This window comes from Pseudomonas sp. DTU12.1 (genome assembly GCF_009873475.1).
GTDB classification, from domain to species: Bacteria; Pseudomonadota; Gammaproteobacteria; order Pseudomonadales; family Pseudomonadaceae; genus Aquipseudomonas; species Aquipseudomonas proteolytica.
Window position 1 is genome coordinate 5,614,775 of the sequence record NZ_CP045254.1, and the last position, 15,310, is coordinate 5,630,084.

The following is a 15,310-nucleotide window of genomic DNA, read 5'->3' on the forward strand; positions in this document are numbered from 1 at the left end:
CAAGAGTTCCTTATGCGCCGCCTGCTCACCGGCTGTTTCGTCACACTGCTGCTGTTACTCAACACGCTGATCCTGATCGGCCCCCTGCTGGTCTTCGCCCTGCTCAAGCTGGTGGCGCCCGGTCGTTCACGGGACTACGCCTCAGCCGCAGTGATGTGGATCGCCGAGACCTGGGCCGAGATCGACAAGCTGATCTTCGCCTGGTGCATCCCCACCCAATGGGATATTCGCGGCGATACGGGCCTGCGCGGCGACACCTCGTACCTGGTGATCAGCAACCACCAATCCTGGGTGGATATCCCGGCGCTGATCCAGACCCTCAACCGGCGCACGCCGTTCTTCAAGTTCTTCCTGAAAAAGGAACTGATCTGGGTACCGTTCCTGGGCCTGGCCTGGTGGGCCCTGGACTACCCGTTCATGAAGCGCTACAGCAAGGCGTTCCTGGCCAAGCACCCGGAACTGGCGGGCCAGGACCTGAAGATCACCAAACAGGCCTGCGAGCTGTTCAAGCGCCAGCCGGTGACGGTGGTCAACTACCTGGAAGGCACGCGCTTCACCGAAGCCAAGCGTGCCCAACAGGGCTCACCTTTCACCCGCCTGCTCAAGCCCAAGGCCGGTGGCGTGGCGTTTGTGCTGGCGGCAATGGGCGAACAGCTGGATGCGATCCTCGACGTGACCGTGGTGTATCCACAGGAGAAGATTCCGGGGTTCTGGGATTTGATCAGCGGCGCGGTGCCCCGCGTGATCGTGGATATCCGCACCCGCGAGCTGGATCCAGCGTTGTGGCGGGGGGATTACGAGAATGATCCGGCGTTTCGCCAGAGCGTCCAGAACTGGGTCAACCAGCTCTGGATGGAGAAGGATGCGCGCATCGCCCAACTGCGCGCCGAACGGCCTTAGCTGCCGGTACCCCAGGCCTGGGCCAGCTTGCCAAGCAATGAACTGTCGGCCCCCTGGCCGCCCAGGTATTGCAGGATCACCGGGGCAAACTGGCCGATCATGCCGCTGTCCATGCCCAAGGCGCTGAACGCGGTGTTCAGGTCGTTGGTGTCCTTGACGTTACCCAGCAGGCCATCGAGGCCGCTGGTCTTGCTGCCACCGGTTTGGCCGAGCATGCCGCTCAGGGCGCCCAGGCTGCCCAATGCGTTGCTACCCGACAGCTTGTCCAGGCCCGGTACGCTTTTGCCCAACTGCGAATAGTCAGTGCTGCTGAGTTGGTTCTTGGCCAGGCCCAACATGGCGCCGGTACCACCGACAGCCTGCTCCGGGGTGACATTCAACTGCTTGGTCAAAGCGCCCAACAGGCCGGCGGTCTGTGACGTTGGCGCAGCGGCGGCGGCCTTGTTGGTACCCTGGGCACCGGCGACGGCGTTGGCCACATCGCCCAGGCTGAAGCCTGCTGCAAACACCGGGCTGGCCGCCACGGTCAGAAGGCAGGACAGGGCAAAACCGCGTGAAATCTTCATCGAGACAACCTCGTAAATTTAGGAGCTGAAGCAGCCGTTGGACTCAGCATCCAATAGGTTGTTCCACACCACAGATTTGTTCAGAAATGCCCCAAAGCCCCACACCATCAAACTGCCACTAGGAACCCATCGCCCGCCACAGGGTCAATCAACACACTACAAAACTTGTCAGGAAGAGCCTTATGACTGCGTCCCAACCCCCAGTGATCGAGCACAAGCCCTCATTCTGGACCCGCCCGCGCCTGTTCATCGGCGTCTGCGTGGTGGTGGTTGCCGGTATCGGCGGCGCGCTCTACACACAGGACAGCGTGAAGTCCGCCGCGACCCTGGTCAGCACCACCCAACAACCGGCTGCGCAAATCATGGCGCACAAGGATTACCTGGAAGTCCAACCGATTGCGGCCACTGCGCCGGAGCCGGACCGCAGCCTCGAACTGTGGGCCCTGCCTGCGGGCGGCACGCCGGTATCCCTGGGTCTGTTGCCGGAGGATGGCAAAGGCATCATCGGCCTGAATCCGCGCCAACAGGAAACCATCAGCCAGCCGGTCGAGTTGATGGTCAGTTCGGAAACCAAGGGTGGCTCGGTGAGCAAGCAGCCTACCGGCCCGACGGTGTACCAGGGCGCGCTGGCAATTCGCTAACGCTCAAACACAACACAACCAATGTGGGAGCAGACGGGTGTGGGAGCTGGCTTGCCTGCGATTGCATCGACTCGGTGTTTCAGATAGACCGAGGTGCTGCCATCGCGGGCAAGCCCGGCTCCCACATCAGCCCGCTCCCACACGGGCTATCAGGGGCTTTGATTACGCCGCGCTGAACAGCTTGTGCGGGTCAATCACAAACTTCTTCGGCACACCGGCATCGAACTCGCCATAACCGCGTGGTGCGTCGTCCAGGCTGATCACCTGTACGCCGACGATTTCGGCGATGTTGATGCGGTCCCACATGATCGCCTGCATCAACTGGCGGTTGTACTTCATCACCGGGGTCTGGCCGGTGTGGAAGCTGTGGGACTTGGCCCAGCCCAGGCCGAAGCGAATGCTCAGGCTGCCCATTTTCGCGGCAGCGTCCACCGCGCCCGGATCTTCGGTGACGTACAGGCCGGGGATGCCGATCTTGCCTGCGACGCGCACCACGCCCATCAGTGAGTTGAGTACCGTGGCCGGGGCTTCCGCCTTGACACCGTCGTGCCCATGACCGCGCGCTTCAAAGCCCACACAGTCAACAGCACAGTCCACTTCCGGCTCGCCGAGCAGCGCGGCAATCTGTTCGTGCAGCGGGGTGTCGGTGGACAGGTCGACCACTTCAAAACCCTGGGCCTTGGCATGGGCCAGGCGGATGGTGTTGACGTCACCAATGATCACCACCGCCGCACCCAGCAGGCGAGCGGAGGCCGCAGCAGCCAGGCCAACCGGACCGGCGCCTGCAATGTAGACAGTACTGCCAGGGCCAACGCCGGCGGTGACTGCACCGTGATAGCCGGTCGGCAGGATGTCGGAGAGGCACGTCAGGTCGCGGATTTTCTCCATGGCCTTGTCGCGATCCGGCAGCTTGAGCAGGTTGAAATCGGCATACGGCACCAGCACGTACTCGGCCTGGCCGCCGGTCCAGTCACCCATGTCCACATAGCCGTAGGCACCACCGGCACGGGCCGGGTTGACGGTCAGGCATACGCCGGTGTGTTGCTCCTTGCAGGAACGGCAGCGCCCGCAAGCAACGTTGAAGGGCACCGATACCAGGTCGCCGAGTTTCAGGTTCTCGACATCACTGCCCTTCTCGATCACCTCGCCGGTGATTTCATGGCCCAGTACCAGGCCGGTCTGGGCGGTGGTGCGGCCGCGCACCATGTGTTGGTCGGAGCCGCAGATATTGGTGGAGACCACGCGCAGGATGACGCCGTGCTCAATCTTCCTGCCACGGGGGTCCTGCATTTTGGGATAGTCGATTTTCTGTACTTCGACCTGACCGTTGCCGAGATACACGACACCACGATTACCAGACATGCTTTCACCTCGCTGTTGTTTTTATGGAACTGCGTAGCCCTTGGGTTGGGCTGCGCGTTTAAGTGCTCGGGTTGCAGATGCTGTTTTTTGCGCTGTTAGTGAGGGCCTCTTCGCGAGCAAGCCCGCTCCCACATTCGACTGCATTCCAACTTTGGAACACGGTCAAATGTGGGAGCGGGCTTGCTCGCGAAGGCGTCCATCAGAGCACCACCGTTCGATTGGCGTTCAAAAACACCCGCCGCTCAATGTGATACCCCACCGCCCGGGCCAAGGTCAGCCCTTCGATATCCCGCCCCTTGGCAATCAAATCCTCGGGGTAATGACTGTGGTCCACCACCTCCACGCCCTGGGCGATGATCGGGCCTTCGTCCAGGTCGTTGTTGATGTAGTGCGCAGTGGCGCCGACCAGCTTCACCCCTTTGTTGTAGGCCTGGTGATACGGCTTGGCGCCCTTGAACCCCGGCAGCAACGAGTGATGGATATTGATCGCCTTGCCATCGAGCTTGCGGCACAGCTCCGGCGACAGCACTTGCATGTAGCGCGCAAGGATCACCAGCTCGGCGCCGGCCTCTTCAATCACCTGCCACACCTGACGCTCCTGGGACGGTTTGTCGTTGGGATCGAGGGGGAAATGGTAGTAGGGAATCTGGTGCCAGTCGGCCAGGGGCTTGAGATCAGGGTGGTTGGACACCACCGCGACCACGTCCATCGACAGCTGGCCGATGCGCTGGCGATACAACAGGTCGTTGAGGCAGTGATCGGCCTTGGAGACCATGATCACCACTTTTGGCCGGTAATTAGGCGCCGTCAGCTCGAAAATCATCCCAAAGGCTTCGCCACGGGTGGCCAGGCCGTTGCGAAAACCCTGTTCGTCGAAGCCGTCGGGTTGACGGAATTCCACGCGGATAAAAAAGCGCCCCGAGAGGCGGTCATCGAACGAGTGGTGCTCGGTGACGTAGCAGCCCTGCTCGAACAGATAGCGGGTGACCGCGTCCACCGTGCCGAGCACGCTGGGGCAATCGGCGGTCAAAATCCATGTATCGGGTGCGCGGCTCATTACAGTTAACTCCTCATACAGCGATGCTGCTTACTGTAGGAGCGAGCTTGCTCGCGAAAAATCCAAGGGCACCGCGTTCATTCAGGATGCGCGCGTTTTCGTTGACGTCTTTCGCGAGCAAGCTCGCCCCTACAGGGTCATGTCAGGCTTGGACATTCAGGCCATATTCGGCCGCCGCGTCCTGCAACCACAACCACCAGTAATCCGAGAAGCTGCGCCGAATCAGCAGCTCCCACGTGTCCTCGGCCGTATGCCGGATCACCAGTTGCGACTTGGCAAACACCGTGCCCACCGCCTTGCCCACCGGGAAGTTGTCGGGGTGCACGTCGTAGCTGGTGGACTTCATCAGCACATCGCGCACGTTCGGGCCGCTGAGTTCGAGGATCTGCTGGCCGCCGCTGACATTGACGATCTGGATATGCAAATCCCCCAGCGCGGCACGCAGGTTTTGCTCGGCAGCGAACTCTTCACCGCTAGGCACCACCAGCAGCCACTCATCCGGGCCGAGCCATTGTAGGCTGGTTTCACCGTTGACGATCACCGTCAGGGCGCCGGGCAACTCGATGCCCAGAGCCTTGTGTACGCCAGCGGCAAACGCGGCGTCATGGCCATCGCCACGGAGGGTCAGGTGGCCAAGGAGTTTCTTTTCACGCACGGTCACGCCGGCGTTCTTGCGGCCCTTGCCGGCCAGGCTGGCGAGGTCGGCATGGTGCAGCGACGACTCGGCCTTGGCGCCGGCGGTGGGGCGTTGTTGGTACACATTGGCTGCGGTCATAAAGCACCTTTCTTGAATTCTGTGGTGAATCTACTGGCGCCATCGCGGGCAAGCCCACTCCGACCTTTGGAATGCATTCCCCTGTGGGAGCTGGCTTGCCTGCGATGCAGGCGACTCGGTCTATCAGATGTTCTGGCGATCACCCTTCGGATCAAAGAACACCGAAGACACAATCTCGGCCTCGATCACACTGCCATCCGCCTGCGGTGAAAACACCCGCTCACCCATACGCTTCAAGCCGCCCTTGACCACCGCCATCGCAAACGAATACCCAAGGGAGTTATGGGCATAACTCGAAGTAACGTGACCGACCATCTTCATCGGGATCGTCTGCTTCGGATCAAACACCAGTTGCGCGCCTTCCGGCAGCCACACCTTCGGATCAATCGGCTTCAAGCCCACCAGTTGCTTGCGTTCTTCACGCACGCAATCTTCGCGGTTCATCCCACGCCAGCCGATCCACGAGAACGGTTTGGTACGGCCAACGCACCAGCCCATGTTCAGGTCGTCCGGGGTCATCGAGCCGTCGGTGTCTTGCCCTACGATGATGAAGCCCTTCTCGGCCCGCAGTACGTGCATGGTCTCGGTGCCGTACGGGGTCAGGTTGTATTGCTTGCCGGCCTCGACGATCTGTTCCAGCACGCCCATGGCGTAGTCGGCCTGCACGTTGACTTCGTACGACAGCTCACCGGTAAACGAGATACGGAACACCCGCGCCGGCACGCCGCCCACCAGGCCTTCTTTCCAGGTCATGAACGGGAAGCCGTCCTTGTCCAGGTCGATGTCGGTGACTTCGCTCAACAGCTTGCGGCTGTTGGGTCCGGACAGGGTCATGGTCGCCCAGTGGTCGGTGACCGAGGTGAAGTACACCTTCAGGTCCGGCCATTCGGTCTGCTGGTAGATTTCCAGCCACTGCAGCACGCGGGCGGCGCCGCCGGTGGTGGTGGTCATCAGGAAGTGGTTGTCCGCCAGGCAGGCAGTCACGCCATCGTCGAAGACCATGCCGTCTTCCTTGCACATCAGGCCGTAACGCGCCTTGCCCACATCGAGCTTGGTCCAGGCGTTGCTGTAGATGCGGTTGAGGAACTCACGGGCATCCGGGCCCTGGATATCGATCTTGCCCAGGGTCGAGGCGTCCAGCAGGCCAACGCTGTCGCGCACGGCCAGGCATTCGCGCTTGACTGCCGCGTGCAGGTCTTCACCGTTGCGTGGGAAGTACCACGGGCGTTTCCACTGGCCGACATCCTCGAACTCGGCGCCGTTTTTGACGTGCCAGGCTTGCAGCGCGGTGTAGCGCACCGGCTCGAAGATATGCCCACAGTGCCGGCCCGCCACGGCGCCGAAAGTCACCGGCGTGTAGTTGGGGCGGAACATGGTGGTGCCCATCTGCGGGATCGTCACGTTCAGCGAACGCGCAGCAATGGCCAGGCCGTTGACGTTGCCCAGCTTGCCTTGGTCGGTACCGAAGCCCAGCGCGGTGTAGCGCTTGACGTGCTCCACCGACTCGAAGCCTTCGCGGGTCGCCAGTTCGATGGCGGCGGCGGTGACGTCGTTTTGCAGGTCGACAAATTGTTTGGGCGCCCGCGCAGTGGCCTTCTCGTGCGGCACCTGGAACAGCGCCAGGGTTGGCTCCTCAAGGCGCGTCAGGGCCTTGGGCAGCGTACCTTCCACCGGGGCAAACCCGGCTTCGCTGGCGGCACGTACGCCCCCCTCAAAGCCGTCGGCCAGTGAGTCACCCAGGCCGTAGACGCCGTTGATGCCACCGACGCACACGCGTTTCTGCGGGGCTTCGCCCGGTACAAAACCGAGGATGTCTTCACGCCAGGTCGGCTTGCCGCCCAGGTGCGAGGCCAGGTGGACCACGGGGCTGTAGCCGCCGGAACTGGCCACTAGGTCGCAGTCCAGCCATTCGCCGGGGCTGGTAACGGTGTGGGCTTTGACATCGATGGCCGCCACTCGCGCACCGGTCACGTGCTTGCTGCCACGGGCCTCGATCACAGCGCTGCCGGTGAGGATACGAATACCTTTGGCGCGGGCTTCTTCCACCAGCGCACCGCGTGGGTTGTGGCGGGCATCGGCTACCGCTACGACTGCAAGGCCGGCGTCGAACCAGTCCAGCGCCACGCGGTAGGCGTGATCGTTGTTGGTCGACAGCAGCAGTTTTTTACCCGGCGCCACGCCGTAACGGCGCACGTAAGTCGAAACCGCGCCCGCCAGCATGTTGCCCGGCACGTCGTTATTGCCGTACACCAGCGGGCGCTCGCAAGCACCGGTCGCCAGCACTACGCGCTTGGCCCGCACACGGTGGATACGCTGGCGCACCACGCCAATCGGCGCGCGGTCGCCGAGGTGATCGGTGAGGCGCTCATGGATGGTCAGGAAGTTATGGTCGTGATAGCCGTTGACGGTGGCGCGAGGCAGCAGCACCACGTCCGGCAGGGCCTTGAGCTCGGCAATCACACTGGCGACCCACTCGGCCGCCGGCTTGCCATCCAGGCTTTCACGGGAGTCCAGCAACGACCCGCCGAATTCTTCCTGCTCATCGGCGATGATCACCCGCGCACCACTGCGCGCAGCCGCCAGGGCAGCCGACAGGCCTGCAGGCCCGGCGCCGACGATCAGCACGTCGCAGTGGCGGTTCATGTAGTCGTAGGTGTCCGGATCGTTCTCGGTCGGCGAGCGACCCAGCCCTGCGGCCTTGCGGATGTACTTCTCGTAGGTCATCCAGAACGATTGCGGGTACATGAAGGTTTTGTAGTAGAAACCCGGCGGCATCAGCTTGCCGCCGACCTTGCCGAGGATGCCCATCATGTCGTTGTTCACGCTCGGCCAGCCGTTGGTGCTGGTGGCGACCAGGCCCTGGTACAGCGCCTGTTGCGTGGCGCGCACGTTGGGAATCTGCGTGGCTTCGGTGGCGCCGATCTGCAGCACCGCGTTCGGCTCTTCGGCGCCAGCGGCAAAGATGCCGCGCGGGCGCGAGTACTTGAAGCTGCGGCCGATGACATCCACGCCGTTGGCCAGCAAGGCTGCGGCCAGGGTGTCGCCTTCAAAGCCTTTGTAGCTCTGGCCGTTGAAGGTAAACGTCAGGACTTTATTACGGTCGATGCGGCCACCGTTGGACAGGCGATTGATCTGGCTCATACCTTCTCTCCAGAAGCCTTGGCGGTGAATTGTGGCTTCTCGCCGATCTTGTAGGTTTCAAGAATTTCGTAGGTCACGGTGTCGCGGGTCGCGTTGAAATACTGGCGGCAACCGGCAGCGTGAATCCACAGTTCGTGGTGCAGGCCACGGGGGTTATCGCGGAAGAACATGTAGTCGCCCCACTGCTCGTCGGTGCAGGCATTCGGGTCCAGCGGGCGCGGGATGTGCGCTTGGCCGGAGGCGTGGAATTCCTCTTCGGAGCGCAGTTCGCCACAGTGAGGACAGAAGATATGCAACATAGGGAATTTCTCCTGTTAGTGGGCGACGGCCGCAGCGCCGTGTTCGTCGATCAGCGCACCGTTGTGGAAACGGTCGATGGAGAAAGGTGCCGCCAACGGGTGCATTTCACCCTTGGCCAGGCTCGCGGCAAATACGTTGCCTGAGCCGGGGGTAGCCTTGAAGCCACCGGTGCCCCAACCGCAGTTGAAGAACATGTTCGGCACCGGGGTCTTGGAGATGATCGGGCACGCGTCCGGCGTGGTGTCGACGATGCCGCCCCACTGGCGGTTCATGCGCACCCGCGAGAGCACCGGGAACATCTCGACGATGGCCTGGATGGTGTGTTCGATCACCGGGTACGAGCCGCGCTGGCCGTAGCCGTTGTAGCCGTCGATACCGGCGCCGATCACCAGGTCGCCCTTGTCGGACTGGCTGATGTAACCGTGTACCGCGTTGGACATGATCACGCTGTCGATAATCGGCTTGATCGGCTCCGACACCAACGCTTGCAGCGGGTGGGATTCGATTGGCAGACGGAAGCCCGCCAGCGAAGCCATGTGCCCGGAATTACCCGCGGTGACCACACCGACGCGCTTGGCGCCGATAAAGCCTTTGTTGGTTTCCACGCCGATGCACACGCCGTTTTCCTTGCGAAAACCGATGACTTCGGTCTGCTGGATCAGGTCCACGCCCAGGGCGTCGGCGGCGCGGGCAAAGCCCCAGGCCACGGCATCGTGACGGGCCACGCCGCCGCGCCGTTGCACGGTGGCGCCGAGGACCGGATAGCGGGTGTTCTTCGAGCAATCGAGGTACGGGATCTCGTCGGCCACTTGCTTGGCGTTGAGCAGCTCGCCGTCCACGCCATTGAGGCGGTTGGCGCTCACGCGACGCTCGGAATCACGGATGTCCTGCAGGGTGTGGCACAGGTTGTAGACGCCGCGCTGGGAGAACATCACGTTGTAGTTCAGGTCCTGGGACAGGCCTTCCCACAGCTTCATCGCGTGTTCGTACAGGTGCGCCGACTCATCCCACAGGTAGTTGGAACGCACGATGGTGGTGTTGCGCGCGGTGTTACCGCCGCCCAGCCAACCTTTCTCGACCACGGCCACGTTGGTGATCCCGTGTTCCTTGGCCAGGTAATAAGCGGTCGCCAGACCATGCCCGCCGCCGCCGACGATGACCACGTCATACACCTTTTTAGGGGTCGGCGTGCGCCACATCTTCTGCCAGTTTTCGTGGTGGCTGAGTGAGTGCTTGAAGAGGCCGAAGCCTGAGTAGCGTTGCATAGTCATTACTCCAAAACCGCGCTCAGCGATAAACCGGGAAATCAGCGCACAGGGCAGACACGTGCTTGGCCACGTTGGCCTCGACATCGGCGTCGCCGAGGTTGTCGAGGATGTCGCAGATCCAGCCAGCCAACTCGACGCACTGCGCCACTTTGAAACCGCGCGTGGTCACCGCCGGGGTGCCGATGCGCAGGCCCGAGGTCACGAACGGCGACTGGGGGTCATTGGGCACGGCGTTCTTGTTGACGGTGATATGGGCACGACCGAGGGCAGCGTCTGCGTCTTTGCCGGTGAGGCCCTGGCGGATCAGGCTTACCAGGAACAGGTGGTTATCGGTGCCGCCGGACACCACATCGTAGCCACGCTTGATAAACACGCTGGCCATGGCCTGGGCGTTGTCGATCACCTGCTGTTGATAAGCTTTGAAGCCCGGCTCCATCGCCTCCTTGAAGCACACAGCCTTGCCCGCGATCACGTGCATCAGCGGGCCGCCCTGTGCGCCTGGGAACACGGCGGAGTTGAGTTTTTTCTCAATCTCTTCGTTGGACTTGGCCAGGATCAGGCCACCCCGTGGACCGCGCAGGGTCTTGTGGGTGGTGGTGGTCACAACATCGGCGTACGGCAGCGGGTTCGGGTACAGGCCGGCGGCAACCAAGCCTGCGACGTGGGCCATGTCGACGAACAGCAGCGCGCCCACCTTGTCGGCGATCTGGCGAAAGCGCGGGAAATCCAGGGTCTTGGAGTAGGCAGAGAAACCGGCCACGACCATTTTCGGCTTGTGCTCCACGGCCAGGCGCTCGACTTCGTCGTAGTCGATCAGGCCGGTGTCGGTGTTGATGCCGTACTGCACGGCGTTGTACAGCTTGCCCGAGGACGACACCTTGGCGCCGTGGGTCAGGTGACCGCCGTGGGCCAGGCTCATGCCGAGGATGGTGTCACCGGCGTTCAGCAGCGCCAGGTACACCGCGCTGTTGGCCGACGAACCGGAGTGCGGCTGCACGTTGGCGTAATCGGCGCCGAACAGCTGCTTGGCGCGCTCAATGGCCAGGACCTCGACTTTATCCACATGCTCGCAGCCGCCGTAGTAGCGTTTGCCCGGGTAGCCTTCGGCGTATTTGTTGGTCAGGCCGCTGCCCTGGGCCTGCATCACGCGCTTGCTGGTGTAGTTCTCCGACGCGATCAGCTCGATATGATCTTCCTGACGCTGCTCCTCGGCATTCATGGCCGCCAGCAGTGCGTCGTCATATCCCTGGATCTGGTCTTGTTTGCTGAACATCGCGTCTCTCCCAGCCTTTCGTATTGTTGAGGCCCGTGCAGGGCCCTTTGATGCGATGGTAGGGCTGGCGCAGACAGGTCAAATGCCTACGCACGCCACGCAAAGGTGCGTTTACGACATGGCCAGAACAACACCGAACAAATGTGGGAGCGGGCTTGCTCGCGAATGCGGTGTGTCAGGCAGCACATGCATTGGCTGGTCCACCGCATTCGCGAGCAAGCCCGCTCCCACAGGGACTATGTGATGACCTTTCGAAGGAGTAGCAGCAGTAAGAAATGCGCGGGATAAAGTGCATACGCCCAGCGCCGCATAGCCGGCGGTGAGACATGTGTGACCTGTCGCAACAAGACCAATCCGGCCAATGGCGCAATCAGGCATGTGGCCAACCCGAGCATCGCGACGAGATTGCCGCTATTGAGTAAGACCTGCCATTGATTGGCAGCTACACACACCAACCCCGGCAACACGCTGAAATACCAGGGGCGACTGAACACCAACAGCATCGCCAACGGCAGCAATACACCAAAAAAACCGAACATCAGGCTCGACGAGAATACCGCCGCCAACAACAAGGCAATCAGCGCCAATCCTCGATCAAAAAGCGTCTTCTGCTGCCATCCCCGGGCAACCAGCAAGCCCAGCGCCAGGGTCGGCAGCACATTCAAAGTATCGACATCCTCGATAAACATCCGATAGGGCACCTCGCTGATCACGCTGAACAGCAGCAACCAGCCCAGGTAACGCCATTGAAAGATCGCCGGCCCCGCCTTGACCCGGTGCAGGTTCGCCGCAATCGCCAGGCAAAACCAGGGGAACGCCAGGCGCCCCGGCACGTACAGGCCATCGAGGCTCAAACCGACATAGCGCAGGTGATCGAGCACCATACTCAGCAGCGCCAGCCATTTGAGCAGGTCCAGCGCGCCATCGCGGCCACGCCTTACAGGAATCGTTTCAGTACCGTGCATAATTCCCCAGAGACTTTGCATTAACAGTGCGTGCGCCCGCCGGATATTCTTGGTTAAAGTGCGCACCAACATCGACCACAGGAACGGGCCATGACCGACAAGAGCCAACAATTCGCCAGCGACAACTATTCCGGTATCTGCCCGGAAGCCTGGGCCGCCATGGAACTCGCCAACCAGGGCCATCAACGCGCCTATGGCGACGATGAATGGACCCACCGCGCCGCCGACGGTTTCCGCAAACTGTTTGAAACCGACTGTGAAGTGTTCTTCGCCTTCAACGGTACAGCGGCCAACTCCCTGGCCCTGTCTTCGCTGTGCCAGAGCTACCATAGCGTGATTTGCTCGGAAACCGCCCACGTCGAGACCGACGAATGCGGCGCACCGGAGTTTTTCTCCAATGGCTCCAAACTGCTCACCGCGCGCACCGAGAATGGCAAGCTGACCCCGGAATCGATCCGTGAGATCGCCCTCAAGCGCCAGGATATCCACTACCCCAAGCCCCGCGTCGTGACCCTGACCCAGGCCACCGAAGTGGGCAGCGTGTACACCCCGGATGAAATCCGCGCCATCAGCGTCACCTGCAAGGAGCTGGGGCTGAACCTGCATATGGATGGCGCACGCTTCTCCAACGCCTGTGCCTTCCTCGGCTGCTCGCCAGCCGACCTGACCTGGAAAGCCGGGGTGGATGTCCTGTGTTTTGGCGGCACCAAGAACGGCATGGCGGTGGGTGAGGCGATCCTGTTCTTCAACCACAAACTGGCTGAAGACTTCGACTATCGCTGCAAACAGGCCGGCCAACTGGCCTCGAAAATGCGCTTCCTGTCAGCGCCGTGGGTCGGCCTGCTGGAAAACGACGCCTGGCTCAAACACGCACGCCACGCCAACCACTGCGCGCAGTTGCTCAGCAGCCTGGTGGCGGATATTCCCGGCGTGGAATTGATGTTCCCGGTGCAGGCCAACGGCGTGTTCCTGCAACTCTCGGAGCCGGCCATCGCCGCGCTGACGGCCAAGGGCTGGCGCTTCTACACCTTTATCGGCAAGGGCGGCGCACGCTTCATGTGTGCGTGGGATACCGAGGAAGAACGGGTGCGTGAACTCGCGGCGGACATTCGCGAAGTGATGGGCGCCTGATCCCCTTGTAGGAGCCGGCTTGCCGGCGATGGCGATCCTGAGGTCGCCTCCGCCGGCAAACTCCTACAATTGGAGAGGCTGTAACGCATCCCACTGGTCAATCGGCCCGGGATTGTGTTCGAGCGTCCCACCGCCAAACGTGACCGCCAGCTTGTTCACCGCATTCAAGGCCGTGGTCACAGCGCCTTCGGCCCAGCCCCCGGTCCAGGAAATATCATCGCCAGACAGAATGAAACCGTCCGGCACCCCTTCCCTTACACCACTCATGAACTGGGAAAACAGCAGGCGCTGATACTCATACTGCCCCGGCAGGTTCATCTTGAAGGCGCACAAGTAAAACGGCTCATCTTCCCAGTTGATTTCGATGAAGGGGTCAACCATGCCGAACTCGGCCGCCAAATCCAGTTGTGTGTCGGCGTACACCGTATCGAGCAAGGTCGTACACAACTGCACATGGGTCGGCAACGGCGCACTACGGTCCCCCAGGAATTTCAGGCTGTCATCGTTCCAGGTATAGGAGAGGAACAGGCCGCTGCCTTTGTTCACCCCAGCACCTGGGGCATAGTCCAACAGATAGGTGCCTCGGGTGAGCCGGTCCGACAAGGTCACACTCATCTTGTAGCGACCGTTCTCGACATCATTCCAAAACGGCCGTCGAGTGCTGGCAAAGATCTTCGCCGATTGCATGTAATGGGTGTACATGACCGCTTCCCAGGTAGCCTGGGGCAACAAGCTGTTCATCGGCGTAAAGCGATCTTTGCCATCCATATAGCGGAACTTGTCGAGCACCCGTACGTGAGGCGTATAGACCACACTTTTAAAGTTGCGCAGGGTGTCTCGACCCAGTTTGTTGTCATGCAGGTACACATCGAAGGTGCCATCGGCCAGGCGGTGAATCTGCCGGACTTCCTGATTGAGAGGGTCGGCAATCTCCCGCCGCGTCAGGCTCTCCACGGTCGCGTCCGCTGGCCAATGGACCTGGGTGTCGCCGAACGAAGCCGGCGTGCGGCTCCATAAACGCAGGGGCAGCTCGCTGGAGCCGTCATACATCAACGTGTGGTTGGTATCCAGGCCGGTGTAAAGCACCCGCAACACTTCCAGGAAACAGTTCGGATAGTCGGTGTTCCAACCGCCGGTGCCGAAGCCGATCTGGCCAAACAGGTCAATGTCGTCCCTGCTCCACCTGGCTTGCTCGACCATGGCCGCATAGAAACTCAGGTCATCCCAGCCCGCCCTCAGGATCGTGTTCCAGATTGCCTTGATTTCGCCCTGATCGACCGCGGTTTCCTGCATCGCATTTTCCATGTCGGTAAAACGGATCGGAGCCTGCTCGAGGAAGTCGCCGAAGAACATGTCTTCGATTCGTTTGTATTTTTCCGGCAGGTCATTGCGTTCGTAGTACGTCTGTTCGTTCTCGTAATCGACAACGGTACTGGGGGCGGCGGGCGAGCCGGGGTTGGGGAAGTCCGTCGAGTTTGCGTCCATCCCGACCTTATTGAAGTAGTGCATCAACGCCTTGCCGGACTTGGGAAAACGCATGGCCCCCAGCTCACAGATCACCCGGGCGTGCGGGTCGTTGCGATCACCCACCACCTGGGAGTAGAGCCGCCCGCCAATGCGCCCGGAGGCTTCCACCACAATCGGATGCAGGCCCATGCGCATCGCCTCGTAGGCGGCCACCAGACCGGACACACCGGCCCCGACGATCAACACCTGCTCGCCATAATGCGGCACCGCGACATGGCCCAGGGGTTTCTTGAGGATCGCCGCCTGCCACAGATAGCGGGCGTAATGGAACGGAAAATCAGGAATCAGCGCCGTGACGTTTTTGTTCAACAGCCGCTGGGCCCCCTGGGAACGGGAGGGAATCGCAGACATGGTGGCTTCCTTGCAGATAGGGTGAGCGTCCACCCTTTACGACACGGCTAAAG

At 61.7% G+C, this 15,310-nt stretch carries 13 protein-coding genes; 3 read left to right on the top strand and 10 right to left on the bottom strand.

From position 1 onward, the window contains the following. Positions 1-12: 12 nt before the first annotated feature. Entirely contained in the window at positions 13-900 is an 888-nt protein-coding gene (locus tag GDV60_RS24990; RefSeq protein WP_159909022.1) for an acyltransferase, read from the top strand. Here the strand turns inward: GDV60_RS24990 and GDV60_RS24995 are convergent. After that, a complete protein-coding gene (locus GDV60_RS24995; protein ID WP_029296955.1) occupies positions 897-1,466 on the bottom strand; it encodes a DUF2780 domain-containing protein in 570 nt (189 codons plus the stop codon). The two genes, GDV60_RS24990 and GDV60_RS24995, sit on opposite strands and share 4 nt — an antisense overlap. Positions 1,467-1,648: 182 nt before the next feature. On the opposite strand from GDV60_RS24995, the gene GDV60_RS25000 reads away from it, so the two are divergent. Continuing rightward, on the top strand, positions 1,649-2,107 hold the full coding sequence (locus GDV60_RS25000; protein WP_029296957.1) for an anti-sigma factor domain-containing protein: 459 nt from the start codon (positions 1,649-1,651) through the stop codon (positions 2,105-2,107). Between the two features lie 162 nt (positions 2,108-2,269). Here the strand turns inward: GDV60_RS25000 and fdhA are convergent, their stop codons facing one another. The 8 genes from fdhA to GDV60_RS25040 all read right to left on the bottom strand — a co-directional run bounded on the left by fdhA (position 2,270) and on the right by GDV60_RS25040 (position 12,248). Continuing rightward, positions 2,270-3,469 carry a formaldehyde dehydrogenase, glutathione-independent gene (gene fdhA, locus GDV60_RS25005; RefSeq protein WP_029296959.1) on the bottom strand — a complete coding sequence of 400 codons (1,200 nt, stop codon included), beginning with the start codon at positions 3,467-3,469 and terminating at the stop codon, positions 2,270-2,272. A 199-nt stretch (positions 3,470-3,668) separates the two neighbouring features. Continuing rightward, entirely contained in the window at positions 3,669-4,526 is an 858-nt protein-coding gene (purU, locus tag GDV60_RS25010; protein WP_159909024.1) for a formyltetrahydrofolate deformylase, read from the bottom strand. A 142-nt stretch (positions 4,527-4,668) separates the two neighbouring features. Continuing rightward, entirely contained in the window at positions 4,669-5,301 is a 633-nt protein-coding gene (locus GDV60_RS25015; protein WP_159909026.1) for a sarcosine oxidase subunit gamma, read from the bottom strand. A 123-nt stretch (positions 5,302-5,424) separates the two neighbouring features. Beyond that, positions 5,425-8,442: a sarcosine oxidase subunit alpha gene (locus GDV60_RS25020; RefSeq protein ID WP_092230973.1), complete on the bottom strand. Its 3,018-nt coding sequence runs from the start codon at positions 8,440-8,442 to the stop codon at positions 5,425-5,427. Further along, positions 8,439-8,741 (bottom strand): sarcosine oxidase subunit delta, encoded by a 303-nt coding sequence (locus GDV60_RS25025; RefSeq protein ID WP_003194855.1) that lies wholly within the window; start codon positions 8,739-8,741, stop codon positions 8,439-8,441. Before GDV60_RS25025 ends, GDV60_RS25020 begins: the two co-directional genes overlap by 4 nt. A gap of 15 nt (positions 8,742-8,756) precedes the next feature. After that, positions 8,757-10,007: a sarcosine oxidase subunit beta gene (locus GDV60_RS25030; protein ID WP_010207084.1), complete on the bottom strand. Its 1,251-nt coding sequence runs from the start codon at positions 10,005-10,007 to the stop codon at positions 8,757-8,759. 22 nt (positions 10,008-10,029) lie between these two features. After that, entirely contained in the window at positions 10,030-11,283 is a 1,254-nt protein-coding gene (gene glyA / locus GDV60_RS25035; RefSeq protein ID WP_092230979.1) for a serine hydroxymethyltransferase, read from the bottom strand. A 236-nt stretch (positions 11,284-11,519) separates the two neighbouring features. Continuing rightward, the gene (locus GDV60_RS25040; protein WP_159909313.1) at positions 11,520-12,248 is read right to left on the bottom strand and encodes a TraX family protein; all 729 of its coding nucleotides are present in this window, start codon (positions 12,246-12,248) and stop codon (positions 11,520-11,522) included. A 90-nt stretch (positions 12,249-12,338) separates the two neighbouring features. Here GDV60_RS25040 and GDV60_RS25045 point away from each other — a divergent pair, with 90 nt between their 5' ends. Continuing rightward, positions 12,339-13,379: a low specificity L-threonine aldolase gene (locus tag GDV60_RS25045; RefSeq protein ID WP_029296975.1), complete on the top strand. Its 1,041-nt coding sequence runs from the start codon at positions 12,339-12,341 to the stop codon at positions 13,377-13,379. 63 nt (positions 13,380-13,442) lie between these two features. Here GDV60_RS25045 and GDV60_RS25050 read toward each other — a convergent pair whose 3' ends face one another. Continuing rightward, positions 13,443-15,257: an NAD(P)/FAD-dependent oxidoreductase gene (locus GDV60_RS25050; RefSeq protein WP_159909028.1), complete on the bottom strand. Its 1,815-nt coding sequence runs from the start codon at positions 15,255-15,257 to the stop codon at positions 13,443-13,445. Between the last annotated feature and the right edge of the window lie 53 nt (positions 15,258-15,310).